Here is a 25,896-nt window from a genome sequence, read left to right as displayed (position 1 = left end):
TGAATTGCGGCATATTTGCTGGGTTCGCCGTCCGGTCGATGGCGCGCGGCGGGTTCGCTGTGCGGCAACTGCCCGCCTCAGGTCGAATCCAAGGTCGACGACAGCAAGGCGAGCAATGTCGCCAGGCACATCGCGGGACCGTGCGGCACGGTGACCGCATGGTTGCCGGGCTCGTCGCGGATGAAAAGCATCCGGCACGTCAGCACGCCGACGGCCCCGCATGCCGTGAGCGCCGGTGCTCCGATCGCCGCCGACACCCACGTCTGCGCGCCGCCGAGCGCGGCCGCCCCGCCCAGCGTCACCGCGAGCTTGACGTCCCCCGCGCCCAGCGCGGGGGGCGCGACGAGGTGCACCAGCAGGTACGGCGCCGACAGCAGCAGTGCGCCCAGGAGCGCGTCGGCGAATTGCCCTGTGATCTGCGCATATCCGAGGATCGCCACCATCCCCGAACCGGTCAGTCCGTTCGGTAGCCGCCGTTCACGTAGGTCGAACACTGTCAGGGCCGCGCACCACACGGTGAGCACGCCGCCCGCGAGAGGAGTCATGGCTCCACTCTCGCCCGTCCGCGGCGCGGGAAAGCTGTCGCTGCCCGGAATGTGTACAACGCGATCGAATGTGAACAGGTGACTGTTCAGCAGTCGTCCGGAAGACGAAACATCCTGAGCGCCAGAGTATTAGCGCGTTTCCATGCGCTTCGACGACGACGACGCGCGGCGCGCTGGGTACGTGTTGCCTGTCGGCCGGAGGTGTGTCGGCGGTAGTTTTGACACATGTGTGCTGATCACCAGGGTCATGTGCCGGACTACGCGGCGCGGCGGGCTGCGCTACGCAGCCTGCTGGTGGAGAACAGGGTGGACGCCCTGCTGGTCACCGATCTGGTGAACATCAGATATCTGACCGGGTTCACCGGCTCGAACGCGGCGCTGCTGGTGCACTCCTGGGACACGCGCACCGCCGAGGAGCGCAGCGTGATCGGCACCGACGGCCGGTATCGAACCCAGGTCGCCGAGCAGGTCCCCGACCTGCGCGCGGAGATCGCGCGGGCTACCGCGCGGCGGATCGTGCAGTTGGCAGGGGAGTGGCAGGTCGGCCGGGTGGGTTTCGAAAGTCACGTCGTCACCGTCGACCAGCACCGCGGCTTCCTCGAACAGCGCACCGGCCTGGAGTTCGTCGCTTCTCCCGGCCTGGTCGAGCAGTTGCGCATGGTCAAGGACGCCTACGAAGTGGAACAGTTGCGCGCGGCCTGCGCGGCGGGTGATGCCGGTCTGGCCGCGCTGCTCGAGCGTGGCGGACTGCGTCCCGGCCGCACCGAGCGCCAGGTGGCCAGGGATCTGGAGTGGGCCATGTTCGAGCACGGCGCGGAAGCGGTGTCGTTCGAGACCATCGTGGCGACCGGAGCGAATTCGGCTGTCCCGCACCATCGTCCGACCGAAGCCGTGTTGGCCGCCGGTGATTTCGTCAAGCTGGACTTCGGCGCGGTGGTCGGCGGCTACCACTCCGACATGACCCGCACCTTCGTGCTGGGCACGCCGACCGACTGGCAGCGCGAGGTGTACGCCCTGGTCGCCGAGGCCCAGCGCGCCGGGCGCGAGGCGCTGCGGCCAGGGGTTCCGGTGGCGGACGTGGACGCCGCGTCGCGGGCGGTGATCGAGGCCGCCGGGCACGGCAAGTTGTTCGTGCACGGTCTCGGCCACGGGGTCGGTCTGCAGATCCACGAAGCACCCGGAATCGCGAAAACCGGAACCGGTACACTTCTGACTGGCGTGGCGGTGACCGTCGAACCAGGTGTGTACTTTCCCGGCCGCGGCGGGGTCCGGATCGAGGACACGCTCGTGGTGCGCGAAGGGGGCCCGGAGTTGCTCACCCACACCAGCAAAGACCTGACCGTCGTCGACTGACGCCGGTCTGCCCGAGACCAAGCGGTAGAACGAGGAGATCCGAAGACAGTGGCGGACACCAGCGACTTCAAGAACGGCCTTGTGCTGAAGATCGACGGTCAGCTCCAGCAGATCATCGAATTCCAGCACGTCAAGCCGGGCAAGGGCCCCGCGTTCGTGCGGACCAAGCTGAAGAACGTCGTGTCCGGCAAGGTGGTCGACAAGACCTTCAACGCCGGTGTGAAGGTGGAGACCGCGACCGTCGACCGCCGCGACATGACCTACCTCTACCACGACGGCTCCGACTACGTCTTCATGGACGGCGAGACCTTCGACCAGATCTCCATCTCCGAGGCCACCATCGGTGACGGCGCCCGCTTCCTGCTGGAGAACATGACCGTGCAGGTCTCGATGCACGAGGGCGCGCCGCTGTACGTCGAGCTCCCGGTCTCGATCGAGCTCGTGGTCCAGCACACCGACATCGGGCTGCAGGGTGACCGCTCCACCGGCGGCACCAAGCCCGCCACCTTGGAGACGGGCGCCGAGGTGCAGGTCCCCCTGTTCATCAACACCGGCGACAAGCTGCGTATCGACTCGCGCGACGGCAGCTACCTCGGCCGGGTCAACGCCTGATACCGCGGCCGGCCGATTCCGGGATGATGTGACCGTGGCTGAACAGCCCGTGGACAAGAAGTCCACGTACAAGAAGCTCGGCGCGCGGCACAAGGCCCGCCGCCGGGCGGTCGACCTGCTGTTCGAGGCGGAGGCCAGGGACGTCGACGCAGCCGACCTGGTCGACGAGCGCGCCGAGCTGGCCGCCCGCGACCAGTCGGTCGCGCCGGTGCACGCCTACACCCGCACCTTGGTCGAGGGCGTCGCCGACGACCTCGACCGGGTCGACGGCACCATCGAGTCGTATCTGCAGGATTGGACACTCTCGCGCCTCCCGGCCGTGGATCGCGCGATTCTGCGCATCGCGGTCTGGGAGCTGTTCCACGCGAGCGACGTCCCTCCGGTCGTCGCCGTGGACGAGGCGGTCGAGCTGGCCAAGGAGCTGTCCACCGACGACTCCCCGTCCTTCCTCAACGGCGTGCTGGGCCAGGTCGTCCTGGTGGCGCCGCAGGTGCGCGCCGCCGCGGCGGCGACGAGGGCGCCCCGTCCGGAGCCCGAACCGTGAACAGGTATCTCGTGATGGCGATGCGTACTCCGCGTTTCGACGCCGCCGTGATCGAGCCGCACCGGCAGTTCCTGAAGACACTGCACGACCGGGGACAATTGCAGGAGAGCGGCCGTTTCACCGACGGCACCGGCGGCGCGTACGTGATCTACGCCGAAAACCTCGACGCCGCCCGGGAAATCGTTTTCACCGATCCCGTGCACACCACCGGGGCCTCCGAACTCAGCGTCTACGAGTGGGAAATCACCGCAGTGGACTGAGTTCGTCTCTGTGCCTCGAATTCTCGGACTCTCCCCCGATTCCGGCAGAAGGCTCGAAACTCCCGCTGGTGGGTGTACGGATGACCAGCGGGAGCCCAACAGAGCCGGAGTGACTCCGCGTTCTGAGATCGGATCGAGACGAGCTTTTCGATCCTGCCTCGTTCGGATCCTCTGACCTCGACCGCACTCGAGGTCAAGCGGGAGTCGGTCCCAGAGATTCGGAAGTGGCCCTGTTCACTGACGCGCCTCGTCGGCGGTCTCGACGGCTAACCCCAGATCAACAGCGCCGCCACCGCCCCTGCGGTGGCGACCACCGCGAGGACGAGGCCGGTCAGGACAAAACGCCGCATGGGTACCCGCACGTCGTGCGTGCGGCAGAACTCCAAGCACAGCAACGTGGCAAGCGAAGCCCAGGGCGTGACGATCGAGCCCACATCGGTGCCGATCAACAACGCGAGAAGCTGATCGCCGTTCTGCGCGGGAATCACCGCCTCGCCCGCGGTGTAGGCCGGCAAGTTGTTGGCGATATTGGACAGGGTCGCGCCCGCGGCGGCGGCCCGGAACGCGCCGGAGGCACCCGGGTCGGTGCCGATCACAGCGTGCATCGCATCGGCCAAGCCGAATCGGCTCAGCGTGGGCACCACCAGGAACAAGCCGACCACGAACACGAGCAGCCGCCAGGGGATGAGCGACAGCCGCAAGGCGCTGCGGTCGAAGACGGCGAACGCCGCCACCGCGATGAGCGCCGCGAGTGTCGCCGCGATACCGATCCGGTCGCCGACCATGGGGATGGCGACGATGAACAGCAGACAGGCCCCCGCGGTGACGAACAATAGCGAGCGCTCTCGGAAGTTCGCGGGGCGGATCGGCTCGGGGGGCACATAGCGCTCGGTTTCCCGCTGTCCGCGCCGCCAGTACCACACCCACAGGCACACCATGGTCGCGACGATCGAAACCAGTTGGGGCGCCCACATCTTCGCTGCGAACTCGGTCGAGGTCAGCGCCACCCGATCGGCGGCGAGCAGGTTGGTGAGATTGGAGACCGGCAGCAGCAGGCTCGCGGTGTTGGCCAGCCAGAGGGTGGTCATGGCCAGAGGGAGCGGCGGAATCCGGGCAGGCGCCGCGAGTGCCAGCATGACCGGGGCGATCAGTACCGCGGTGGTGTCGAGGTTCAACAGAATCGTCGTGGCGGAGGCGAACAGTACGCAGAGGCCGAACAGTGCCGGGTAGTGGCCTCGACCGAGGATCGCGAGGCGATGGGCGATGACGTCGAAAACCCTGGCTCGTCTGGTGAGTTCGGCCAGCACGATCACGCTGGCGAGAAACAGCAGCAACGGGGCGACGCGTCGCATATTCGCCTCGGCTTCGTCGCGGGGGAGCAGGCCGGTGAGTACACACAGCAGACCGGCCGCCAGTAAGGAGAGACGAACCCGGTCCAGGACGCTCAGCCGCACTCTCCGCCCGGACGTCGGTGTGGCCGCGGCGGCCGTGGACGGGTTCCGAGGGGAAGAATCGACCAGATCGGGCACGAGTGCCATCATGGCAGCCCTTCCTCCATATCCCTTCCCTGTCGGTGCGGGCCTTACTGTGCGATGGAAGGGCGGCGACAACCCGTTGAACGTGCCGTTAGACGATGGTACGTTATCCGGGTCACAGCGGTCGGACGTCGGCTCGGACACCGTACCGGCCCTATCGCCGGAGCGAAACCATTGTGTCCGAGGCGATCTCGGTGTTCGTCCGCCGCCAAGCCAAGGATGTGTTTGCTCATGACCATCGTCGTCGGACTGGTATTCCTGTTCATACTGGTCGGAGGCGCCTTACGGTCGGCAGAAGCCGGCTGTCAGAACACGCTGATGAACCACATGCGGAATATGTGGCTGTGCGCGGTGATCTCGTATGCCGTTGCGCTGACCGGATTTTTGATCTTCCTCGCCGTATCGTCGAAGACGCCGTGGCCGAGCCTCGATGACGTGCGGAACATGCCGTGGTGGGCGCCGTTCGGCGGCCTGCTGGGCGGCGCGGCGGTGATGGGCATGATCGCCGTAGCCCGGTACGTCGGCGTGGCGACGTTCAGCGCGCTCGTGATCATCGGCGAAATGGTGGTCGCCGTGATCATGGATCACTTCGGACTCATGGGATTCGAGGAGCGATCCGCCAGCCTTCCCCGTTTGCTGGCCTGCGGGTTGATCACACTCGCGATCTACCTGATGACCGACGAACCCGCAGAAGGCGAGCGCACGGCCAGCGTGACCTGACGACGAGATCTACCTCAGCTGCCGGTCAGCCATCCACTTCTCGCACCCCTCCGGAGGGTTCCCGATGACGGTTCGCACCGCCGAAACCCGTACCACCCTGCCGCGTGTCACGACGGCACTCATCTTCGTGTTCATCCTGGTCGGCGGCGCACTGCGCTCCGTGGAAGCGGGCTGTCAGAACTCCTTGAAGCTGGCGTTGAAGAACGTCTGGCTGTGTGGCGTGATCTCCTACGCCGTGGCGTTCACCGGCTTCGCGATCTTCCTCGCGGTGGCGCTGGCCGTCTCCTCCAACCGGCCTTGGCCGACGCGGGCCGACATCCGGACTATGCCCCGGTGGGCGCCGTTCGGCGGTCTGCTGGGCGGTGCGGCGATCCTGGCGATGATCTCCGTGGCGTCCGATGTCGGAGCGGGCACCTTCAATGCGCTGATCATCGCCGGACAGATGTTCGGCGCCCTTGCCATCGACCACTTCGGGCTGATGGGATTCCCGCGGCGCGCGGTGAACCCCAAGCGCGTCGCCGCCTGCGTGATGATCATCGTCGGCATCTATCTCATGGCGACCTACTGAACACCGGGACGAAGCCCCGCAGGCCGCCGCTGGACGCGTTCCTCTGAGAGACAGATAGGGTGTCTATCGCAACGTTGCCTCGGTGAGGAAGTAGGAGAGATGGCCGCGAACGAGCTGACCATGACGGATGTCCACACCGCGCAGGAGGCGTGGGCTCTGTTCGACCGCCTCCCCGCAGCGCGGGTCGAGGAGATCACGACGGGCCGCTGGCGGGGCGAGGAACTGCCCACCGGGCACCCGATGGATGGCGTCCTGGTGGCTTCGGGCTGGTACGGCAAGCAGTTCGACGGCTCGGACAGTGTGCATCCGCTGCTGTTCACCTCGGGCGGCACGGTATTTCCGATCGACCCGCGCCGGGTCCCTCTTTCGCTGGCGGGGAAGGTGCCGCTGCCCGGAGTGCGTGCCGTGCGCAAGATGCTGCCGGTCGTGCGCCCCGCGCTGCGCACGAACAAGCCCACGGCGCGTCTGCGCGAGATCGAATACCGCGGCGTGACCAGTGCCGCGATGGTCTACGACCACCTGCCGATCATCGATCACTTCCGGCGCGCCGACGAGCACACCTTGCTCGGCGTGATGGACCTGCGCGGCATGACCGAACCGTACTTCTTCGTGCTGCACAGGGATATCGGCTGAGGTCCGCCGTGGAATCGGTCGGCCATCGCCGATCCGGTCCGGTGCTTCGCCCGCCACACTAGGATTCGCGCAAACAGGCGACACCTTGCGGCGATGCGGCGACCGAGGGAGACACAGTCGATGGAACGCACGACATGCCTGGTGGTTGGTGGCGGGCCGGCCGGAATGGTGCTCGGGCTGCTGCTCGCGCGAGCCGGTGTCGAGGTCACGGTGCTGGAGAAGCACAAGGACTTCCTTCGCGACTTCCGCGGCGACACCGTGCATCCCACCACCCTCGACCTGCTCGACGAACTGGGCCTCGGCGCGGAATTCGCGAAACTGAACGCGCGCAAGGTGGATCAGGTACAACTGCCGATAGCGGGGGGCTTGCAGACCCTCGCGACGCTGAAGAACCTGCCCGGCAAGCACAAGTACGTCGCCATGGTCCCGCAGTGGGACCTGCTGGACCTGCTAGCGCGTGCCGCGCAAGCCGAGTCGACCTTCCGGCTGCGGATGAACACCGAAGCCACCGACTTGATCTGGGTCGACGGCAGGGTCGGCGGCGTGGTCTACCGCAGCGCCGACGGCACGACCGGTTCGATGGAAGCCGACCTCACCGTCGCCTGCGACGGACGCGGCTCGCTGCTGCGCCGCGCCGCGGGACTGCCGACCCGCGAATGGCCCACGCCGATGGACGTCTGGTGGTTCCGCCTGCCACGCACCGGGATCGACCCGGCGGGCGCGCTGCCCATCGTCACCGCCCGGCGGGTCGCGGTCCTGCTCGACCGCGGCGACTACTGGCAGTGCGCGACCCTGATCGCCAAGGGCGCCGACGAATCCGCCCGCCGCGGGCCGGTCGAGGACATCATGCGCGGCCTGGCCGAGGCCGCGCCCTGGCTGCACGACCGGGTCGACGCCCTGACCAGCTGGGACGAGGTCAAGCTGCTCGAGGTCGAACTCGACCGGCTGACCAAGTGGTACACCAACGGTCTGCTCTGTCTCGGCGACGCCGCCCACGCCATGTCCCCGGCTGGTGGCGTCGGCATCAACCTGGCCGTCCAGGACGCCGTCGCCGCGGCCCGAATTCTGGCCCCGCGGCTGCTTTCGGGCACGCTCGGTACCAGGGACCTGGCGAAGGTCCAGCGGCGGCGCAGATTTCCGACCGTCGTGACGCAGGGCATACAGCGGCTGCTGCACGCCAGGGCCATAGCTCCCGCTCTCGACGGACGAATCGACATCGCACGTGCTCCCCGAGCACCGCTGCCGATCCGCGCCCTGCGCCGGATCCCCGTCCTGCGCAGCGTCCCGCCGTTCTTGCTCGCCCGCGGCGTCTTGCCGGAGCACGCTCCATACTTCGCCCGGCGGTAGGTGACGCCGTCGGCTTTCTCGGGTTCCGCTCGGAGCGGTCAGGCTGGGGCGAATGGTGTGGAGGTGGGAGGAGTGGCGATCCATCCTGCGACGATCGCGAGACCTGTCGGGCGGTGTACGGCGATGAATCCGAAGGGGCGGTCGAAGCTCACCGAGACGACGGGCGCGTGGTTGCGCCGCAGTGCCGCTGCCGCCGCACGCAACGCGAAGGCCGTGACGGCGGCGGCCTCGAAACCTTCGTGGCTGAACCGGGCGAGCACCTCTTGTGCTCCTTGGCCGACGCAGAGGGGGAAAGGCGAGATCGCCGGAAAATGGCCGCGGCCGCAGTCGGTCGCGGCGGCCAAGCCGAACAAGTCGGATCCGCCGAGCAGGTCGTGGGTGGATCGGATCTCGAAGGGAGGAAGCCGGACCCGTAGCTGACCGCTGCCGGACAGCACCGGCTCGGTGCGTACGGTCAGTCCCGGCCCCACGGTCCCGACCGGCAGGCCGGTGCGGATCGGCGCGTTGCCGGACAACGCCGCAAGTCCCGTGCCGAGCACGGCGCCGGGTGTTCCGGTGCCGAGCAGAAGGTGGACGTCGAGGTCGGCGACGCCCTCGACGACGACGCGCGTGATCGGTTCCGGTGCGTCCAGAATCGCGGCCTTCGTCAGGTCGGTGCTCGTGCGAGTCAATCCGGGCCCGCGATGTCCCTGCCACGGACCTTCGTTCGGTGCCAGCGTCCCGACCTCGAAAGGCACGTGCCATTTGGTCTTCGCGACCAGCGCGGTGGCGAGCACCAGCAACGTGTCGGGATCGACAGTGAGCGGGAACCGCTCGATGAGGCCGGCGGTGTGCCGGGCCGCCCAGCTGTCGAGCTCGGCCTGCCCTGCCAACCGTGCGAGAACGCCGTCGGGGAGCGCCCGCGACCACGCCTCGCGCAGCGGAAGATCGCGACGCACCCACACGCCGAGCGCCGCCGACGTCGCTTCCGCGTGCTCGAGATCGCGCAGCAACCGGAGCGCTCCGTCTAGCCCCTCCGCCGCGGGCACTCCGATCGCTGACGCCAATTCATCCCGCGCCGGACCGTCCGCCGCGGAGGCGAGCAAGGCCAGCAGTGGCCAGACGCCGGCCCCCGACACCACGAAGTCTCGCTCGCCCACCGCCGCGCACCACCGTGCGGTGAGCGCGTTCGCGGAGCCGACATGGGTTTCCGGGGAAGTCCGCACGCCACCCACCCTAGCCACGGTCCCGTCGGCCTCGTGCTGCTCACGACATGATCGGACATGGGCTCAGCACTATTTTGCCCAGCGGCGCCCGATCCTCCAGCAGCCGGTGCGCGTGGCTCGCCTGGTCCAGCGGCAGCACCGCCTCGACCAGCGCGTCGAGCCCACCCGCCGCTGCTCGGGCCAGAACGGTGCTACCCGCCTGGGCGACTCGGTTCGACCAGGCCGGTCCCGCGCAGCCGGTGAAGGTGAGTCCACGCATGATCAGGTCGGTCGCCGTTATCCGCGCGGGTTCTCCGGACAACCACCCGTAACCGAGCAGCCGACCGCGCAACGGCGTTATGAGATCGAGCAGGCCCGACGAGCTGTCACCACCTATCGAGTCGAACACCACGTCCACCGTTGCGCCGCCGAGTGCCTCGCGCAACCGCGTGGTCCACGCCGGGTCGTTGTGGTCGATCACCTCGTCGGCTCCCAGCTCGCGGGCATGGGCGGCCTTGTCGGGACCACCGGCCGTGCCGATGACGCGACCCGCCCCGAATTCTTTGGCGAGCTGGGTCAGGGCGCTGCCGACGCCGGTGGCGGCCGCCTCGATCAGGACGGTCTCGGCCCCGGTCAGCGCGGCGGTCTCCAGCAATGGGATCGCCACCGAACCGTTCATCAGTACCGCCGCCGCGTCCACCGAGGACAGGCCGTCCGGGATGAGCGTCACGGAATCAGCCGCAGCGGCGACGAATTCGGCGTAGGCGCCGGAACCATTGGTGGACACGACGACACGTCGCCCGGTCAGCGCCGGATCGACATGCGTGCCGACCTCGGTGACGACTCCCGCGGCCTGGAAACCGAAGACCAGCGGCAGCGGCGCACCGATCGGGAACTCGCCGGAACGCAGTTTGGTCTCCGGGAACAGCACCGGAATCGCCTCGGCGCGGATCACCACCTCGTCCGCCGCCGCCCGCGGCGTCGGGACCTCCTGGGCCACCAGCACGTCCGGGCTGCCCTGTGCCGTCATTACGATTGCCCGCATCACTAACTCCATAAGTTGACTGTCGGTCCAATTAGCCCCTCGATGATATGGACCGTCGGTCAACTTGTCTAGAAAGCGGGTGCGATGGGCGAGGAACGGCCCAGGGAACGGGCGGACGCGGCACGTAACCGGCAGGCGATCCTGGATGCCACCTTCGCGCTGCTCGCCGAGCACGGCGCCGAGGCGATCACGATGGATCGCGTCGCGGCCGCCGCCGGAGTGGGTAAGGGCACGATCTTCCATCGCTTCGGCAGCCGCGCCGGGCTCTTGCACGAGATGGTGGCGCAGAGCGCGCTGACGCTCATGGACGCGATCAGCAGCGGCCCGCCGCCGCTCGGCCCCGGCGCGCCCGCCGATGCGCGCCTGATCGCCTACTTCGACGCGATGGCCCGGCTGGTGATCGACAACTCCGAGCTGATGGCCGTTTATCGCACCGAGCCGCCGCATCCGCGGACCGCCGAGTTCCACGCGTTCTGGGACAACCACATCACCACGTTGCTGCGCGAAGCCCGCCCTGACCTGGATGCCGAAGTGGTCGGGCGGCTGCTGCTGGGGGCGCTGAGCGCCGAGTTGGTGTCGAGCATGGTGCGGGCGGGTCGGACCGACCGGTTGCTGGCGGCGGTGCGCGAGCTGGTCGAGTCGGTGCTGCGCGCGCCGTGACCACTCACCGCTTCCTGGAAGGGTGCGGGTTGGCGCCGATACTTCTGTGCCGCAGGCACAGTCGCGTCGCCGACCCGCCCGGCGATCAGTCGCGCGACAGGATCGCCTCGAACCGCTCGTCCGCGCGGTCGAGCTGATCGAGAATGTGCTGCCGGACGTGGTCGGCCAGCGGCGTGTCCGGCCGGGTGACCAGGTCGCGGTACACGGCGGTGAGCGGACGGTATTTGGCGGCGAGTTTGCCCATTGCGGGACCGGTGGCGTAAAGGATGCCTACGCCGTTGTCGGTGAAGTCGGAGAGCTTGATCACCCGGGCCCATGGGTCGCGGTCCAGGTTGGTCGCGACGTGCTCGCGGTACTGTGCCTGCCGGTCGCGCGCCGGATCCGGTTCGGGATTGGTCACCGCTGCGACGAGATCGGCCACTCGTTCACCGAACCGGTCGGTGAGCGCGCCGAGAGCGGCGTCGACGGTCGGGCCGGGGCGGTCGGCGGCCAGCTCGGCGGCGTGGTCCTCGACCGAGTCGTGCAGCAGGCCCGCCGCGACCACGTCCGGGTCCTTGACCTCGTAGTGGCTGATGATCCGAATCGTCACGCGCAGTAGATGACTGAGGTACGGCTCGCGGCCGTAACGATCGTCACGATGCAGGTCGGCCGCGAGATCCAGCGCCGCGGTCAAGCGCGGCGTGTCGGGCAGCTCGGCGATTTCCAGCAGTAATCGTTCCTGCAGCCCGGCCACGCCGTAGACTTCGCTGATCGTGTGCAGCGGCATCACGGCCAAGACCCCCGCCCCTGGATTGCTCATGATGCCAGGCTAACCGGCCCGGGTGACACGCGCCGGTCGGCGGATCATTCGGCTGCGGGCACCAAAGTGTTCTGCCGGGCGGCGGTGTACCAGCGATCGCCCTGCTTGACGAGCACGTAGAGCGCGATCATGGCATGGTCGTTGTCGAGCAGTTCTCCGTCGGCCGTCGTCGCCCATGCCCGCTTGTGCGCGATCGCGACGTCCGGTCGTAGAAACGTGATGTCGGCGATCTCGTAGCGCGCGTACTGGTCTTTCAGGAATCCCGCCAGACCTCGGCGGTTCGCGTCGAGCAGCGCCTCGAATCCGGTGATCAGCGTGCCCATCGCGTTGACGACGGCGGCGTTGGCGGTGAAATCGGCGGACAGCAGCGCGGCGTCGTTGGCGTTGAAACCCGCCTCCGCGTTGGCCACGATCTGCCGGATCGCGGCGATGTCGTCGGTGTGGTCGACCGTTGTGTCCTCGACCAGGGGCGGTGTGGAAGCTGTCGTACTCATGCCGACGAGCTTCCGACCTCAACGGCGGTTCAGGTCAAGCCGGCGCGCTGTCGGGTGGAGCACAGTGCGGGCACGGCGTCAGCGGACGCCGCGCGGGCGGTACTGGATGCTGATCCGTGGGCCGGTGGGTTTGCGTGTCTTCGGTATCGCGTGCTCCCATGTGCGCTGGCAGGAGCCGCCCATGACCAGCAGATCGCCATGGCCCACAACGTATTTGATGCTCGCCCCACCACCACGGGGGCGTAGCAGCAGCGCCCTCGGCGCCCCGACCGACACGATCGCGACCATCGTGTCGTGGGTGGCGCCGCGGCCGATGTTGTCGCCGTGCCAGGCGACGCTGTCGCGCCCGTCCCGGTAATAGCACAGGCCTGCGGTGCGGAACGGTTCGCCGAGCTCGTGACGATAGTGGTCGCTCAGCGCCGCGCGGGCGTCGGCCAGGGCCGGATCCGGCAGTGGTTCGTGCTCCGCGTAGAACCGCAGTAGCCGGGGCACGTCGACCACGCGGTCGTACATCGGCCTGCGCTCCGCTTTCCAAGGCACACAGGTGACCAGTCGGTCGAACAGCGCGTCCGCGCCCGAAAGCCAACCGGGCAGCAGATCCACCCAGGCTCCGTGGTCGAGCACCGTCCGGCGCGCATCGCGAAGCGGCGCGAATTCGGTATCACCGAATCCGTCGAGCAGCGATCCCTGGAGCGGTGTGGACATGAGGGGAGCGTACCGCTGATCGAACATACGTGCTAGCGGATTTCGGTCAGGATTGTCGGGAGCTTCGTCCGGCTGTCGGCGTGGCCGACCGGACGGGTCCGCGCGGTGCGCTTGGAGCGGCGTCCGCGTCCGCTCGGCTGCAGTGGCCCCGCTCACAGCGGGATATGCCTGGTGAAACCGGGGGTTGCGGCGCTGCTACGCTGCTTGCCGTAAGACATCCTTTAACGGACCGTCCGGTGAGGCGGGGAAGGAGGTCGGCATGGCCGTGCCCGAAGAACGGGCCGCCAAGTCCGGCGGCGCTGCCGAGACATCGCAGCGACACACCCCGGAATGGGTGGCGGTGGGGCGGGAGCTGTTGTCGGCTTCGGATGTCGGGCGGACCATCGCGCGCATCGCGCACCAGATCATCGAGAAGACCGCGTTGGACGCGGGAGAGCCGGACGCGCCGCGCGTAGTACTGATCGGCATTCCCACCCGTGGCACCACCTTGGCCGCGCGGCTCACCGAGAAGATCGAGGAATTCTCCGGCGTCCGCCCGGCTCTGGGCTCGCTCGACATCACCCTCTACCGCGACGATCTGCGTAGCCGGCCGCACCGGCCGCTGGAACGCACCTCCGTCCCGGACGGCGGCATCGATGACGCGCTGGTGGTTCTCGTCGACGACGTCCTGTTCTCCGGTCGTACCGTCCGCTCCGCGCTCGACGGCCTGCGTGATCTGGGCCGCCCCCGCGCGGTGCAGCTGGCGGTGCTCATCGACCGCGGCCATCGCGAACTGCCGATCCGCGCCGACTATGTGGGCAAGAACGTGCCGACCAGCCGATCCGAGGACATCTCGGTGCTGCTGACCGAACACGACGGCCGCGACGGCGTCTACCTGCACCAGGAGGAGGCGTGATGAATCCGACGCACGCCGCCTCGCGACGGGAGGTACGCCGGTGAGGCATCTGCTGTCGGTCGCCGCGCTCGATCGCGCCGCCGCGACCGAACTGCTCGACGAGGCCGAACGGTTCGAACAGGCCCTGCTCGGCCGTGAGGTGCACAAGCTGCCCACGCTGCGCGGGCGCACCGTGATGACGGTCTTCTACGAGAACTCCACCCGGACCAGAGTGTCGTTCGAAGTCGCGGGCAAATGGATGAGCGCGGACGTGATCAACGTGAGCGCGAGCAGCTCGTCGGTCGCCAAGGGGGAGTCGCTGCGCGACACCGCGCTGACCTTGCACGCTGCCGGAGCCGACGCGCTGATCGTGCGGCACCCGGCCTCCGGCGCCGCACACCAGATCGCACGCTGGATGGACGAGTGGGCGGTCGCGGCAGGGCACAACTCCGGCCCGGCGGTCGTCAACGCGGGCGACGGGACGCACGAGCACCCGACTCAGGCCCTGTTGGACGCGCTGACCCTCCGGCAGCGGCTCGGCGACATCGAGGGCAAGCGCGTCGTGATCGTCGGCGACATCCTGCACAGCCGGGTAGCGCGGTCCAATGTCTTCCTGCTGGCCACCCTCGGCGCGGAAGTCGTGCTGGTCGCGCCCCGCACGCTCATGCCGGTCGGCGTCGAGACCTGGCCGGCCCGCGTGTCACATCATCTGGACGCCGAACTGATCGGCGCCGACGCGGTGCTGATGCTGCGTGTGCAAGCCGAGCGGATGAACGGCGGGTTCTTCCCGTCGGCCCGCGAGTACGCGATCACCTATGGACTGTCCGAGCGTAGGTTGGCCCTGCTGGAGGACCACGCCGTCGTGCTGCACCCCGGCCCGATGCTGCGCGGCATGGAGATCGCGTCCTCGGTCGCGGACTCCCCGAAAGCCGCGGTGCTGCAACAGGTCACCAACGGTGTGCACATGCGCATGGCGGTCCTGTTCCGCCTGCTCGTCGGCACACAGGAGGCAGTGGCATGAGCGGTCAGGGCCGGAGGAGGCAGCGGAGCGTGACCACGCAGGTCCCCGCTCGTGCCGGAGAGGGACCCGGCATGAGCGGTCGGGGCCGGAGGAGGCAGCGGAGCGTGACCACGCAGGTCCCCGCTCGTGCCGGAGAGGGACCCGGCATGAGCGGTCGGGGCCGGAGGAGGCAGCGGAGCGTGACCACGCAGGTCCCCGCTCGTGCCGGAAAGGGACCCGGCATGAGCGGTCAGGGCCGGAGGAGGCAGCGGAGCGTGACCACGCAGGTCCCCGCTCGTGCCGGAAAGGACACAGCATGAGTGCGAACACGCCCGTTCTGATCAAGGGCGCGCTGCTGTACGGCGAAGGCGAGCCGGTCGACGTGCTCGTCGCCGACGGCGAGATCCGCCGGATCGGCGCCGATCTCGACGTGGTCGACGCCGAGATCATCGACGCGCAGGGGCAGATTCTGCTGCCCGGCTTCGTCGACCTGCACACCCATCTGCGTGAGCCGGGCCGGGAGGACACCGAGACCATCGAGTCCGGATCCGCCGCGGCCGCGCTCGGCGGCTACACCGCGGTGTTCGCGATGGCCAACACCAGCCCGGTCGCCGACTCGGTGGTCGTCACCGACCACGTATGGCGCCGCGGCCGGGAGGTCGGCCTGGTCGATGTGTACCCGGTCGGCGCGGTCACCGTCGGTCTGGAAGGCAAGCAACTCGCCGAGATGGGGACGATGGCGGCGGGCGTCGGCGCGGTGCGCATGTTCTCCGACGACGGTCACTGCGTCTACGACCCGCTGATCATGCGCCGCGCCCTGGAGTACGCCAACTCGCTCGGCGTCCTGATCGCCCAGCATGCCGAGGAGCCGCGACTGACCAAGGGCGCGATCGCGCACGAGGGGCCGACCGCTGCCCGGCTGGGCTTGGCCGGCTGGCCGCGCGCGGCGGAGGAGTCCATCGTGGCGCGTGACGCTCTGCTGGCGCGCGACGCGGGCGCCCGGGTGCACATCTGCCACGCTTCCACCGCGGGCACCGTGGAGCTGGTGAAATGGGCGAAGTCGCAGGGCATCGCCATCACCGCCGAGGTCACCCCGCACCACCTGCTGCTGGACGACTCCCGGCTGGAGACCTACGACGCGGTCAACAAGGTCAACCCGCCGCTGCGCGAGGCGTCCGATGCCGCGGCGCTGCGGCAAGCGCTGGCGGAGGGGATCATCGACTGCGTCGCCACCGACCACGCTCCGCACGCGGAGCAGGACAAGTGCTGCGAGTTCGCCGCGGCCCGGCCCGGCATGCTCGGCCTGGAGACAGCGCTGTCGATCATCGTGCGGACCATGGTCGAGCCCGGGCTGCTGGACTGGCGCGGCGTCGCCCGCGTCATGAGTGAGCGTCCGGCGGCGATCGTCGGCTTGGACGAGCACGGCAGGCCGCTCGAGGTCGGCGAGCCGGCGAATTTGACGCTGGTCGACCCGAAGGCGAGCTGGACGGTGCGCGGAACGGAACTGGCCAGCATCGCGAACAACACCCCGTTCGAGGCGATGACCTTCCCGGCGCGGGTGACGGCGACGTTGCTGCGCGGCCGGGTCACCGCCCGCGACGGCAAGGCGCTGGGCAACCGGGCGGAGGCGTAGATGAACGAGCGCGGTGTTCGAGGAGGTTCTTGAGTGGAGAGAACGCTGTGGGTCGTCGGGCTGCTGGTCCTGTTCGTGGCCTGCCTCTGGCTGATGTACCGGGGCTGGCGCAACCGCGCCGCGCGTCAGGCCGAGCGCATCGGCACGTTGCCTGCCGTGCCTGCCGAACTCGGCGCGCAGGTGCTGGAGCCGACCACCGGCCTCTACCTGGGCAGCACGATCGCGCCCAGCTGGCAGGACCGGATCACGGTCGGTGACCTGGGTTTCCGGGCCACCGCGGAACTCACGCGGTTCGAACGGGGGATTCTGCTCGAACGCGACGGCGCGACCGTGATCTGGATTCCACAGGAATCCATCACCGCGGTGCGCACCGAACGCGGACACGCGGGCAAAGTGATGACGGAAGATGGTGTGCTGGTCATTCGCTGGAAGCTGCCGACCGGAACCGAGATCGATACGGGTTTCCGCGGCGACGACAAGTCGGTCTACCCGGCTTGGCGCGGGCTTACCGCGGCGGATCAGAGCGGGACGATGACGGGAGATGACGAGGGATGACAGTCGACACGGGCGGGAGCAGGGCGGGGACGGACACGGGCGGGAGCAGGGCGGGGACGGACACGGGCGGGAGCAGGGCGGGGACGGACACGGGCGGGAGCAGGGCGGGGACGGACACGGGCGGGAGCAGGGCGGGGACGGACGCGGCACTCGTGCTGGAGGACGGCCGGGTTTTCCGCGGCCGCGCCTACGGCGCCGTGGGCCAGACGCTCGGTGAGGCGGTTTTCTGCACCGCGATGACCGGGTATCAGGAGACCCTCACCGACCCGTCCTACCACCGCCAGATCGTGGTCGCGGCCGCGCCGCAGATCGGCAACACCGGCTGGAACGACGAGGACGACGAGTCCGCGAAGATCTGGGTGGCCGGGTACGTGGTGCGCGATCCGGCGCGGCGCGCGTCGAACTGGCGCGCCACCACCACGCTGCCGGAGGAACTGGAGCGTCAGCGGGTCGTCGGCATCGCGGGCATCGACACCCGCGCGCTGGTGCGCCACCTGCGCTCCCGCGGTTCGATGAAGGCGGGCATCTTCTCCGGCGACGCCCTCGCGGCCACCGACGAGCTGGTGGCCAGGGTGAACGGCCAGCCGTCGATGCTGGGCGCCGACCTGGCGGGCGAGGTGAGCACCGACGCGCTGTACACGATCGAGCCGGACGGTGAGCACCGGTGCACCGTCGTCGCGGTCGACCTCGGGATCAAGACCAACACCCCGCGTATGTTCGCGCAGCGCGGCATGCGGGTGCACGTGGTGTCGTCCTCGACGACGCTGGATCGGATCCTCGAACTGAAACCCGACGGCGTCTTCCTGTCCAACGGCCCCGGTGACCCCGCCACCGCGACCGACGCGATCGAGCTGACCCGCGGCGTGCTGGGCGAAGGCCTGCCGCTGTTCGGTATCTGCTTCGGCAACCAGATCCTCGGCCGCGCGCTCGGCCGGGACACCTACAAGATGAAGTTCGGCCACCGCGGCATCAACATCCCGGTGGTGGAGCACGAGACCGGCCGGATCTCGATCACCGCGCAGAACCACGGGTTCGCGCTGGAAGGCGAGCGGGGCGAGCGGTTCGACACACCCTTCGGCACGGCCGAGGTGAGCCACGTCTGCGCCAACGACGGCACGGTGGAAGGCGTCCGGCTGGTCGACGGCCGCGCCTTCTCGGTGCAGTACCACCCGGAGGCCGCCGCAGGCCCCCACGACGCCGCATATCTGTTCGACCGTTTCGCCGGTCTCATGGAAGGAGCCTGATGCCTCGCCGCGAGGATCTCGAGCACATCCTGGTGATCGGTTCTGGCCCGATCGTCATCGGCCAGGCGTGCGAATTCGACTACTCCGGCACGCAGGCGTGCCGGGTGCTGCGGGCCGAGGGCCTGCGGGTGTCGCTGGTCAACTCGAACCCGGCGACGATCATGACCGACCCGGAGTTCGCCGACGCCACCTACGTCGAGCCGATCACGCCGGAGTTCGTGGAGAAGGTCATCGAGAAGGAGCGCCCCGACGCGATCCTGGCCACTCTCGGTGGCCAGACCGCGCTGAACACCGCGGTCGCGCTGCACGAGCGCGGAGTGCTGGACAAGTACGGCGTGGAGCTGATCGGCGCCGACTTCGACGCCATCCAGCGCGGTGAGGACCGGCAGAAGTTCAAGGACATCGTGGCCAAGGTGGGCGGGGAGAGCGCCCGCTCGCGGGTCTGTTTCACCATGGACGAGGTCCGCGAGACGGTCGGCGAGCTCGGCTTCCCCGTGGTGGTGCGCCCGTCGTTCACCATGGGCGGCCTCGGTTCCGGCATGGCGTACAACGACGAGGACCTCGATCGCATCGCCGGCGGCGGTCTGGCCGCTTCGCCCACCGCGAACGTCCTCATCGAGGAGTCCATCCTCGGCTGGAAGGAATACGAGCTCGAGTTGATGCGCGACGGCCGCGACAACGTCGTGGTGGTCTGTTCGATCGAGAACGTCGACCCGATGGGCGTGCACACCGGCGACTCGATGACCGTCGCGCCTGCGATGACGCTCACCGACCGCGAGTACCAGAAGCTGCGCGATCTGGGCATCGCCATCCTGCGCGAGGTCGGCGTCGACACCGGCGGCTGCAACATCCAGTTCGCGGTGAACCCGCTCGACGGGCGCCTGATCGTCATCGAGATGAACCCGCGCGTCTCGCGCTCGTCCGCGCTGGCCTCCAAGGCGACCGGCTTCCCGATCGCGAAGATCGCCGCCAAGCTGGCCATCGGCTACACGCTCGACGAGATCGTCAACGACATCACCAAGGAAACCCCGGCCTGCTTCGAGCCGACCCTGGACTACGTGGTGGTCAAGGCGCCGCGGTTCGCGTTCGAGAAGTTCCCCGGCGCCGACGGCACGCTGACCACCACCATGAAGTCGGTGGGCGAGGCGATGTCGCTGGGCCGCAACTTCGCCGAGGCGCTGGGCAAGGTGCTGCGTTCGCTGGAGACCAAGGCCGCGGGTTTCTGGACCCAGGAAGACGGCGCGTGGACCGACGCCGAAGCGATCCTGGAGGACCTGCGCACTCCCACCGAAGGGCGCATCTACCAGGTCGAGCGGGCGCTGCGGCTGGGCGCGAGCATCGAGGACGTCGCCGCCGCCTCCGGCATCGACCCGTGGTTCGTCGCGGAGGTGGCCGGACTGGTCGAGCTGCGTCAGGAGATCCTCGACGCGCCCGTGCTGGACGAGCCGTTGCTGCGCCGGGCCAAGCACTACGGCCTGTCCGACCGTCAGCTGGCCGCGCTGCGGCCCGAGCTGGCGGGTGAGACCGGAGTGCGCGCACTGCGGCACCGGCTCGGTATCCGCCCGGTCTTCAAGACCGTCGACACCTGCGCCGCCGAGTTCGAGGCCAAGACCCCGTACCACTACTCGGCCTACGAACTCGATCCCGCCGCCGAGTCAGAGGTGGCGCCGCAGCGCGAGCGCGCGAAGGTGATCATCCTCGGTTCCGGGCCCAACCGGATCGGCCAGGGTATCGAGTTCGACTACTCGTGCGTGCACGCGGCGCAGACGCTGTCGCAGGCCGGGTTCGAGACGGTGATGGTCAACTGCAACCCCGAGACCGTCTCCACTGACTACGACACCGCCGACCGGCTCTACTTCGAGCCGCTGACCTTCGAGGACGTCCTCGAGGTCTACCACGCCGAATGCGAATCCGGCACCGTCGCGGGCGTCATCGTGCAGCTGGGCGGGCAGACCCCGCTCGGCCTCGCGCAGCGCCTCACCGAGGCGGGGGTGCCGGTGGTCGGCACCAGCGCGGCCGCCATCGACCTGGCCGAGGATCGCGGCGAGTTCGGCGACGTGCTGGTCGCGGCGGGGCTGCCCGCGCCGAAGTACGGCACCGCGACCACGTTCGCGCAGGCGCGCAAGATCGCCACCGAGATCGGCTACCCGGTGCTGGTGCGCCCGTCCTACGTGCTCGGCGGTCGCGGCATGGAGATCGTGTACGACGAGCAGTCCCTCGAGGGCTACATCTCCCGCGCGACCGAGCTCAGCCCGGAGCACCCGGTGCTGGTCGACCGGTTCCTGGAGGACGCGATCGAGATCGATGTCGACGCGCTGTGCGACGGCGAGGAGGTCTACCTCGGCGGCGTGATGGAGCACATCGAGGAAGCGGGCATCCACTCCGGCGACTCGGCCTGCGCGCTGCCTCCGATCACGCTGGGCCGCAGCGACATCGAGGCGGTGCGCCGCTCCACCGTCGCGCTGGCCAAGGGCATCGGCGTCCGTGGCCTGCTCAACGTGCAGTACGCGCTCAAGGACGACGTGCTCTACGTGCTGGAGGCCAATCCACGGGCGAGCCGGACGGTCCCGTTCGTGTCCAAGGCCACCGCGGTGCCGCTGGCGAAGGCCGCCGCGCGGATCATGCTCGGCGCCACCATCGCCGAACTCCGCAAGGAGGGGATGCTCCCGGGCGAGGGCGACGGCGGGCACGTCGCGCTGGACGCTCCGGTGGCGGTGAAGGAAGCCGTGCTGCCGTTCCACCGGTTCCGCCGCGCCGACGGCAGCGGCGTGGATTCGCTGCTGTCGCCGGAGATGAAGTCCACCGGCGAGGTGATGGGCATCGACGCCGATTTCGGCACCGCCTTCGCCAAGAGCCAGACCGCCGCCTACGGCTCGCTGCCCACCGAGGGCACCGTGTTCGTCTCGATCGCCAACCGGGACAAGCGCGCGATGGTCTTCCCGGTCAAGCGCCTGTACGACCTGGGCTTCCGCATCCTCGCCACCGAGGGCACGGCGGAGATGCTGCGCCGCAACGGGATTCCGTGCGAACAGGTGCGCAAGCACTCCGAGGTGCGCCCGGACGACGAGCCCACCATCGTGGAGCAGATCCGCGACGGCGAGGTGGACATGGTGTTCAACACGCCCTACGGCAACTCCGGTCCCCGCGTGGACGGCTACGAGATCCGCAGCGCGGCGGTCGGGGTGAACATCCCGTGCATCACCACCGTGCAGGGCGCCGCTGCGGCGGTGCAGGGCATCGAGGCCAGCATCAACGGCGGAATCGGTGTGCGGTCCCTGCAGGAACTGCACTCGGTGCTGCGTGGGTGAGCCGCGGCAGGACGGAACGGGCGAGATGAAGACCTTCGGCCGACGGTTGCGGCACGCGATGGGGCAGTTCGGGCCCGTGTGCGTCGGCATCGACCCCCATCCGGAACTGCTGCGGTCCTGGGACCTCACCGAGGATGCCGAGGGGCTCGAGCGGTTCGCCGAGATCTGCGTGGAGGCTTTCGACGGCCTGGTCGCGCTGGTCAAACCGCAGGTCGCGTTCTTCGAGGCCTACGGCTCCGGCGGTATCGCGGTCCTGGAGCGGACCATCGATGTGCTGCGCGCTTCGGGAACTCTGGTGCTCGCCGACGCCAAGCGCGGCGACATCGGGTCCACCATGGACGCCTACGCCCGGACGTGGCTGGCCGACGGTCCACTCGGGTCGGACGCGGTGACGGTCTCGCCGTACCTCGGATTCGGTTCGCTGGCTCCGGCGCTGACGTTGGCCGAGGCCAACCACCGCGGCGTCTTCGTGCTCGCCGCGACGTCGAATCCGGAAGGGGCGCAGGTACAGCGGGCGGTCGGCACGGACGGCCGCGCGATCGCGCAGACGATGGTGGACGAGGCCGCGGCCCGCAATCCGGGCGGTGAGTTCGGTTCGGTGGGCGTGGTGGTGGGCGCCACGCTGAGCGAGGCGCCGGACCTCTCCGCGCTCAACGGGCCGATTCTCATGCCCGGGGTGGGCGCCCAGGGCGGTGGCCCGGAAACCATCCGCGACCTGGTACCCGAGGCGGTGCTCGGGGCCGTCCTCCCGAACGTCTCGCGCGAGGTGCTGCGGGAGGGCCCCACCGTCCCGGCACTGCGTGCCAGAGTGCACGAACTCCAGGACGCGTTCGCGTTCCTGCAGAAATGACCCGGAAGGCCGGCGCACCCCGCGCCGGCCTTCCGTCATTTCGGCCATCTGCGCGTGCAAGTGCACGCACACAGGTGCCGTTTACTGGGGCCTGGGCGCGTCACTGGGTCGATTTCGGGTCCTGAGCGGTGCGCGGGGTGGCGCATCGCACCTGGACGCCGTACAGGGCTCACAAATCGACACCGAATGCCGCGCGGGAGTGCACGGCATACCTCGCTGTGACGCCCGACACGCGGAAAGAACTCGCGACACGCGGGAAATTTCCAGAAAGTTCCTGGTAGGGCGGGTGAGGGGTTGCTGGAACGATGCGCTGCGGTCCAGCAACCCTTTCGCAAACCACTCGGTCTGTCGAAAAAGCCCTGCTGGCGGCGTATTTCGCGACGTCCGCCGGGTGATCGGAGCGGTGGCGCGGACCGGCCGCTCGACGCACCACCCCGGTGCCTGCGATATCCGGAATCATGCGCTGACCTGGGGGGTGGGTTCGCAATCGGCGGACGTCGTGGGTACGGTCGCTGAGACTGCCGGGTTACCGGCAGGAGTTGATGCAATGAACGATGAGACGGAGGAACCGTGGCCCTTCCCCAGCTGACTGACGAGCAGCGCGCCGCTGCTTTGGAGAAGGCGGCTGCCGCTCGCCGCGCTCGGGCGGAGCTCAAGGAGCGCTTGAAGCGTGGCGGCACCAACCTGAAGCAGGTCCTCACCGACGCCGAGACCGACGAGATCCTCGGCAAGATGAAGGTGTCGGCGCTGCTGGAGGCCCTGCCGAAGGTGGGCAAGGTCAAGGCGGCGGAAATCATGAGCGAGCTGGAGATCGCCCCCACCCGGCGGCTGCGCGGACTCGGCGACCGGCAGCGCAAGGCGCTGCTGGCCCGGTTCGACTTCGACGCCTGACGACGAGGGTGATCGAACACACGCGGAAGGGTCGACTGGTAGTACTGGTCGGCCCCTCGGCCGTGGGCAAGTCCACCGTGGTCCGCTGTGTCCGCGAACGACTGCCCGACCTGGTCTTCAGCGTGTCGGCAACGACCCGGGCCCCGCGGCCCGGGGAGGTCGACGGCCTCGACTACCGCTTCGTCTCCCGCGCCGAGTTCGACGCGATGATCGAGGCGGGTGAGCTGCTCGAGTGGGCGGACATCCACGGCGGATTGCAGCGTTCGGGCACCCCCGCCGGGCCGGTGCGCGCCGCCTTGGCGGAAGGCCTTCCGGTGTTGGTCGAAGTGGATCTCGAGGGCGCGCGATCGGTGCGCCGGGCGATCCCGGAGGCGATCCTGGTGTTCCTGGCCCCGCCGAGCTGGGAGGAATTGGTGGCGCGGCTGACCTCACGCGGCACCGAATCCCCCGAGGTGATCGAGCGCCGCTTGGAAACAGCCAGGACGGAACTGGCGGCATGTGACGAGTTCGACATCGTTATCGTGAACGACGAGGTGACCAGCGCCTGTGAGCAGTTGGTATCGTTGTTCGTTAGCACAAATTCGAGTTCGTGACCCCCACCTGCGCATGAGCGATCCGGCCCGCGGAGGAGCCTGCCTGACCTCGTAGGGCCCGTCGCGCATGCGCCATCCACTACGGCATGAGCGAGCAAGCCCGGAGGCGGCAGCGCGCCGCACCGCGACGGGCTTCGTTCATGCGACACCCGACACCAGGAGTTCCCCTAGTGAGCAGTACGGACATCAAGGCCGCGCCCGCCTACGACACCCCGGTCGGCCTCACCAACCCGCCGATCGATGAGCTGCTCGAGCGCACGTCGTCCAAGTACGCCCTGGTGATCTACGCGGCCAAGCGGGCCCGTCAGATCAACGACTACTACAACCAGCTCGGCGACGGCATCCTCGAGTACGTCGGCCCGCTGGTCGAGCCGGGCCTGCAGGAGAAGCCGCTGTCGGTCGCCCTGCGCGAGATCCACTCCGACCTGCTCGAACACTCCGAAGGCGAGTGAGGCGACCGAGTTCGCTGTGACCACGACTAGGCCGGAGGCGTAGTGACCACAAGGATCGTCGTCGGCGTAGCCGGAGGAATCGCCGCCTACAAGGCGTGCTCTCTGGTCCGGCGGTTCACCGAGACCGGACACGACGTCCGGGTGATCCCCACCACGTCGGCGCTGGAGTTCGTCGGCAAGGCGACCTTCGAAGCACTGTCCGGGAACCCGGTGCACACCGGCGTGTTCTCCGACGTGCCCGAGGTTCCGCACGTTCGACTGGGCCAGGAGGCGGACCTGGTGGTCATCGCCCCGGCGACTGCCGACCTCATGGCGCGCGCCGCGTCCGGCCGCGCCGACGACCTGCTCACCGCCACGTTGCTGACGGCCCGATGTCCGATCCTGTTCGCGCCCGCGATGCACACCGAGATGTGGGAGCATCCGGCGACCGTCGCCAACGTCGCGACGCTGCGCGCCCGCGGTGCGATCGTCATGGAGCCCGCGGCGGGCCGGCTCACCGGCGCCGACACCGGCCCGGGACGACTGCCCGAGCCCGAGGAGATCTTCGGCCTCGCGTCGCTGCTCATGGAGCGCGCCGACGCGATTCCGCGCGATCTGGAGGGCCGCCGGGTCGTCATCACGGCGGGCGGCACCAGGGAACCGCTGGATCCGGTGCGTTTCCTCGGTAACCGCAGCTCCGGCAAGCAGGGCTACGCGCTCGCGCGGGTCGCGGCCCAGCGCGGCGCCCACGTCACGCTGATCGCGGGCAACACGATCGAGATGGCGGCGCCCGCCGCCGTCGATCTGGTGCACATCACCACGGCCGAACAGCTGAAAACCGCCGTCGACAAGCACGCCGTCGGCGCCGACGCGGTGATCATGGCCGCGGCGGTCGCCGATTTCCGGCCGACCAACGTCGCCGCCGCCAAGATCAAGAAGGGCGCGGGCGAGCCCGACGTCATCGCGCTGACCAAGACCGACGACATCCTCGCCGGACTGGTGCAGGCGCGACGCGACGGGCAGTTGCCCGGCACCGCGATCGTCGGCTTCGCCGCCGAGACCGGTGACGAGCACGGCGACGTCCTCACCCATGCGCGGGCGAAGCTCGCACGCAAGGGCTGCGACCTGCTCGTGGTCAACGCGGTGGGAGAGGGCAAGGCGTTCGAGGTCGACACCAACGACGGCTGGCTGCTCGGCGCGGACGGCACCGAGCAGGCACTCGATCACGGCTCGAAGGCGCTGTTGGCCAGCCGCGTGCTCGACGCGCTGAGTGTGTTGCTGCGCTGAGCCGACGGGTGCCTGCCAGGATTGCTGTCTGATCGGTCGTTCGTTCGCGACGCCGTCATCATTTCGGCACCGACGAGACACCGTGCGTTCGGCTGTCTGGGATGGCTGGGTAGTTGGCGCCCGTTCTGTCGGTGATTTGGAATAGTCTGAGATCTAAGGGTTGCGCGGTCGCGACATCGCGTTACTGTCGCAAGCCGATACGAGTAACCCGTTGAGGGAGAGGGAA

27 protein-coding genes are annotated in these 25,896 nt (G+C 68.9%); 20 read left to right on the top strand and 7 right to left on the bottom strand.

Features of this window, described 5'->3' with window-relative positions; genetic code table 11:
- Positions 1 to 77: 77 nt before the first annotated feature.
- The gene (locus GVY39_RS00425; protein ID WP_159919296.1) at positions 78 to 545 is read right to left on the bottom strand and encodes an A24 family peptidase; all 468 of its coding nucleotides are present in this window, start codon (positions 543 to 545) and stop codon (positions 78 to 80) included.
- Positions 546 to 770: 225 nt separating this feature from the next.
- Here GVY39_RS00425 and GVY39_RS00420 point away from each other — a divergent pair, with 225 nt between their 5' ends.
- The 4 genes from GVY39_RS00420 to GVY39_RS00405 are packed head-to-tail and all read left to right on the top strand — an operon-like array spanning position 771 to position 3,314.
- Positions 771 to 1,898 (top strand): Xaa-Pro peptidase family protein, encoded by a 1,128-nt coding sequence (locus tag GVY39_RS00420; RefSeq protein WP_159919294.1) that lies wholly within the window; start codon positions 771 to 773, stop codon positions 1,896 to 1,898.
- 48 nt (positions 1,899 to 1,946) lie between these two features.
- Positions 1,947 to 2,510 carry an elongation factor P gene (gene efp, locus GVY39_RS00415; protein ID WP_039798939.1) on the top strand — a complete coding sequence of 188 codons (564 nt, stop codon included), beginning with the start codon at positions 1,947 to 1,949 and terminating at the stop codon, positions 2,508 to 2,510.
- A gap of 34 nt (positions 2,511 to 2,544) precedes the next feature.
- Positions 2,545 to 3,054 carry a transcription antitermination factor NusB gene (gene nusB, locus GVY39_RS00410; protein ID WP_159919292.1) on the top strand — a complete coding sequence of 170 codons (510 nt, stop codon included), beginning with the start codon at positions 2,545 to 2,547 and terminating at the stop codon, positions 3,052 to 3,054.
- A complete protein-coding gene (locus tag GVY39_RS00405; protein ID WP_201295121.1) occupies positions 3,051 to 3,314 on the top strand; it encodes a YciI family protein in 264 nt (87 codons plus the stop codon). The genes nusB and GVY39_RS00405 overlap by 4 nt, the downstream gene beginning before the upstream one ends.
- 266 nt (positions 3,315 to 3,580) lie before the next feature.
- On the opposite strand, the gene GVY39_RS00400 is transcribed toward GVY39_RS00405, so the two are convergent.
- Positions 3,581 to 4,855, bottom strand: a complete 1,275-nt coding sequence (locus tag GVY39_RS00400) for an SLC13 family permease (RefSeq protein ID WP_236565229.1) — start codon at positions 4,853 to 4,855, stop codon at positions 3,581 to 3,583.
- A 225-nt stretch (positions 4,856 to 5,080) separates the two neighbouring features.
- On the opposite strand from GVY39_RS00400, the gene GVY39_RS00395 reads away from it, so the two are divergent.
- From GVY39_RS00395 to GVY39_RS00380, 4 genes are all read left to right on the top strand, one after another.
- A complete protein-coding gene (locus GVY39_RS00395; protein ID WP_159919290.1) occupies positions 5,081 to 5,569 on the top strand; it encodes a DMT family transporter in 489 nt (162 codons plus the stop codon).
- Between the two features lie 64 nt (positions 5,570 to 5,633).
- The gene (locus tag GVY39_RS00390) at positions 5,634 to 6,137 is read left to right on the top strand and encodes a DMT family transporter (RefSeq protein ID WP_159919289.1); all 504 of its coding nucleotides are present in this window, start codon (positions 5,634 to 5,636) and stop codon (positions 6,135 to 6,137) included.
- Positions 6,138 to 6,236: 99 nt separating this feature from the next.
- Positions 6,237 to 6,770: a DUF4334 domain-containing protein gene (locus GVY39_RS00385; RefSeq protein WP_159919287.1), complete on the top strand. Its 534-nt coding sequence runs from the start codon at positions 6,237 to 6,239 to the stop codon at positions 6,768 to 6,770.
- 120 nt (positions 6,771 to 6,890) lie between these two features.
- A complete protein-coding gene (locus tag GVY39_RS00380; protein WP_159919285.1) occupies positions 6,891 to 8,117 on the top strand; it encodes an FAD-dependent oxidoreductase in 1,227 nt (408 codons plus the stop codon).
- A 38-nt stretch (positions 8,118 to 8,155) separates the two neighbouring features.
- Here GVY39_RS00380 and GVY39_RS00375 read toward each other — a convergent pair whose 3' ends face one another.
- Positions 8,156 to 9,322, bottom strand: a complete 1,167-nt coding sequence (locus GVY39_RS00375; RefSeq protein ID WP_159919283.1) for a serpin family protein — start codon at positions 9,320 to 9,322, stop codon at positions 8,156 to 8,158.
- Between the two features lie 40 nt (positions 9,323 to 9,362).
- A complete protein-coding gene (locus tag GVY39_RS00370; RefSeq protein ID WP_236565228.1) occupies positions 9,363 to 10,346 on the bottom strand; it encodes a zinc-binding dehydrogenase in 984 nt (327 codons plus the stop codon).
- Positions 10,347 to 10,430: 84 nt separating this feature from the next.
- Here GVY39_RS00370 and GVY39_RS00365 point away from each other — a divergent pair, with 84 nt between their 5' ends.
- The gene (locus tag GVY39_RS00365) at positions 10,431 to 11,006 is read left to right on the top strand and encodes a TetR/AcrR family transcriptional regulator (protein ID WP_159919279.1); all 576 of its coding nucleotides are present in this window, start codon (positions 10,431 to 10,433) and stop codon (positions 11,004 to 11,006) included.
- A gap of 85 nt (positions 11,007 to 11,091) precedes the next feature.
- Here the strand turns inward: GVY39_RS00365 and GVY39_RS00360 are convergent, their stop codons facing one another.
- The 3 genes from GVY39_RS00360 to GVY39_RS00350 all read right to left on the bottom strand — a co-directional run bounded on the left by GVY39_RS00360 (position 11,092) and on the right by GVY39_RS00350 (position 13,004).
- Positions 11,092 to 11,805, bottom strand: coding sequence for an HD domain-containing protein (locus tag GVY39_RS00360; protein ID WP_159919277.1), 714 nt, complete (start codon positions 11,803 to 11,805; stop codon positions 11,092 to 11,094).
- A 44-nt stretch (positions 11,806 to 11,849) separates the two neighbouring features.
- A complete protein-coding gene (locus GVY39_RS00355) occupies positions 11,850 to 12,299 on the bottom strand; it encodes an SgcJ/EcaC family oxidoreductase (protein WP_159919275.1) in 450 nt (149 codons plus the stop codon).
- A gap of 78 nt (positions 12,300 to 12,377) precedes the next feature.
- Positions 12,378 to 13,004, bottom strand: a complete 627-nt coding sequence (locus GVY39_RS00350; protein WP_159919273.1) for an alpha-ketoglutarate-dependent dioxygenase AlkB — start codon at positions 13,002 to 13,004, stop codon at positions 12,378 to 12,380.
- Between the two features lie 259 nt (positions 13,005 to 13,263).
- Between GVY39_RS00350 and pyrR the strand changes: the two genes are divergently transcribed.
- From pyrR to coaBC, 11 genes are all read left to right on the top strand, one after another.
- A complete protein-coding gene (gene pyrR, locus GVY39_RS00345; protein WP_159919271.1) occupies positions 13,264 to 13,899 on the top strand; it encodes a bifunctional pyr operon transcriptional regulator/uracil phosphoribosyltransferase PyrR in 636 nt (211 codons plus the stop codon).
- Between the two features lie 40 nt (positions 13,900 to 13,939).
- Positions 13,940 to 14,899, top strand: coding sequence for an aspartate carbamoyltransferase catalytic subunit (locus GVY39_RS00340; protein WP_159919269.1), 960 nt, complete (start codon positions 13,940 to 13,942; stop codon positions 14,897 to 14,899).
- Between the two features lie 295 nt (positions 14,900 to 15,194).
- Complete coding sequence (locus GVY39_RS00335; RefSeq protein WP_159919267.1) at positions 15,195 to 16,511, top strand: dihydroorotase; 1,317 nt, start codon at positions 15,195 to 15,197, stop codon at positions 16,509 to 16,511.
- Between the two features lie 33 nt (positions 16,512 to 16,544).
- Positions 16,545 to 17,066 (top strand): transporter, encoded by a 522-nt coding sequence (locus GVY39_RS00330; RefSeq protein ID WP_159919265.1) that lies wholly within the window; start codon positions 16,545 to 16,547, stop codon positions 17,064 to 17,066.
- Between the two features lie 152 nt (positions 17,067 to 17,218).
- Complete coding sequence (carA, locus tag GVY39_RS00325; protein WP_236565227.1) at positions 17,219 to 18,310, top strand: glutamine-hydrolyzing carbamoyl-phosphate synthase small subunit; 1,092 nt, start codon at positions 17,219 to 17,221, stop codon at positions 18,308 to 18,310.
- Positions 18,310 to 21,618: a carbamoyl-phosphate synthase large subunit gene (gene carB / locus GVY39_RS00320; protein WP_159919261.1), complete on the top strand. Its 3,309-nt coding sequence runs from the start codon at positions 18,310 to 18,312 to the stop codon at positions 21,616 to 21,618. The genes carA and carB overlap by 1 nt, the downstream gene beginning before the upstream one ends.
- A 25-nt stretch (positions 21,619 to 21,643) precedes the next feature.
- Positions 21,644 to 22,468: an orotidine-5'-phosphate decarboxylase gene (gene pyrF / locus GVY39_RS00315; RefSeq protein WP_159919252.1), complete on the top strand. Its 825-nt coding sequence runs from the start codon at positions 21,644 to 21,646 to the stop codon at positions 22,466 to 22,468.
- A gap of 570 nt (positions 22,469 to 23,038) precedes the next feature.
- Complete coding sequence (gene mihF / locus GVY39_RS00310) at positions 23,039 to 23,359, top strand: integration host factor, actinobacterial type (protein ID WP_028476708.1); 321 nt, start codon at positions 23,039 to 23,041, stop codon at positions 23,357 to 23,359.
- Positions 23,360 to 23,367: 8 nt separating this feature from the next.
- The gene (gene gmk / locus GVY39_RS00305; RefSeq protein ID WP_159919250.1) at positions 23,368 to 23,952 is read left to right on the top strand and encodes a guanylate kinase; all 585 of its coding nucleotides are present in this window, start codon (positions 23,368 to 23,370) and stop codon (positions 23,950 to 23,952) included.
- Between the two features lie 170 nt (positions 23,953 to 24,122).
- Positions 24,123 to 24,404 carry a DNA-directed RNA polymerase subunit omega gene (gene rpoZ, locus GVY39_RS00300; RefSeq protein ID WP_236565226.1) on the top strand — a complete coding sequence of 94 codons (282 nt, stop codon included), beginning with the start codon at positions 24,123 to 24,125 and terminating at the stop codon, positions 24,402 to 24,404.
- Between the two features lie 42 nt (positions 24,405 to 24,446).
- Positions 24,447 to 25,670, top strand: coding sequence for a bifunctional phosphopantothenoylcysteine decarboxylase/phosphopantothenate--cysteine ligase CoaBC (coaBC, locus tag GVY39_RS00295; protein WP_159919248.1), 1,224 nt, complete (start codon positions 24,447 to 24,449; stop codon positions 25,668 to 25,670).
- The last annotated feature ends 226 nt before the right edge of the window (positions 25,671 to 25,896 follow it).

This window comes from Nocardia sp. CY15, from assembly GCF_009829295.1.
GTDB classification, from domain to species: domain Bacteria; phylum Actinomycetota; class Actinomycetes; order Mycobacteriales; family Mycobacteriaceae; genus Nocardia; species Nocardia sputi.
Note: the sequence above shows the minus strand (reverse complement) of the source record. Positions and strands in the feature narration are given on the sequence as shown.

Bases quoted from the DNA above. Each gene is read 5' to 3' on its own strand.
- GVY39_RS00425 (WP_159919296.1), bottom strand. From the start codon at position 545: ATGACTCCTCTCGCGGGCGGCGTGCTCACCGTGTGGTGCGCGGCCCTG.
- GVY39_RS00420 (WP_159919294.1), top strand. From the start codon at position 771: ATGTGTGCTGATCACCAGGGTCATGTGCCGGACTACGCGGCGCGGCGG.
- GVY39_RS00400 (WP_236565229.1), bottom strand. From the start codon at position 4,855: ATGATGGCACTCGTGCCCGATCTGGTCGATTCTTCCCCTCGGAACCCG.
- GVY39_RS00395 (WP_159919290.1), top strand. From the start codon at position 5,081: ATGACCATCGTCGTCGGACTGGTATTCCTGTTCATACTGGTCGGAGGC.
- GVY39_RS00390 (WP_159919289.1), top strand. From the start codon at position 5,634: ATGACGGTTCGCACCGCCGAAACCCGTACCACCCTGCCGCGTGTCACG.
- GVY39_RS00385 (WP_159919287.1), top strand. From the start codon at position 6,237: ATGGCCGCGAACGAGCTGACCATGACGGATGTCCACACCGCGCAGGAG.
- GVY39_RS00380 (WP_159919285.1), top strand. From the start codon at position 6,891: ATGGAACGCACGACATGCCTGGTGGTTGGTGGCGGGCCGGCCGGAATG.
- GVY39_RS00370 (WP_236565228.1), bottom strand. From the start codon at position 10,346: ATGCGGGCAATCGTAATGACGGCACAGGGCAGCCCGGACGTGCTGGTG.
- GVY39_RS00365 (WP_159919279.1), top strand. From the start codon at position 10,431: ATGGGCGAGGAACGGCCCAGGGAACGGGCGGACGCGGCACGTAACCGG.
- GVY39_RS00360 (WP_159919277.1), bottom strand. From the start codon at position 11,805: ATGAGCAATCCAGGGGCGGGGGTCTTGGCCGTGATGCCGCTGCACACG.
- GVY39_RS00355 (WP_159919275.1), bottom strand. From the start codon at position 12,299: ATGAGTACGACAGCTTCCACACCGCCCCTGGTCGAGGACACAACGGTC.
- GVY39_RS00350 (WP_159919273.1), bottom strand. From the start codon at position 13,004: ATGTCCACACCGCTCCAGGGATCGCTGCTCGACGGATTCGGTGATACC.
- pyrR (WP_159919271.1), top strand. From the start codon at position 13,264: ATGGCCGTGCCCGAAGAACGGGCCGCCAAGTCCGGCGGCGCTGCCGAG.
- GVY39_RS00335 (WP_159919267.1), top strand. From the start codon at position 15,195: ATGAGTGCGAACACGCCCGTTCTGATCAAGGGCGCGCTGCTGTACGGC.
- carB (WP_159919261.1), top strand. From the start codon at position 18,310: ATGCCTCGCCGCGAGGATCTCGAGCACATCCTGGTGATCGGTTCTGGC.
- pyrF (WP_159919252.1), top strand. From the start codon at position 21,644: ATGAAGACCTTCGGCCGACGGTTGCGGCACGCGATGGGGCAGTTCGGG.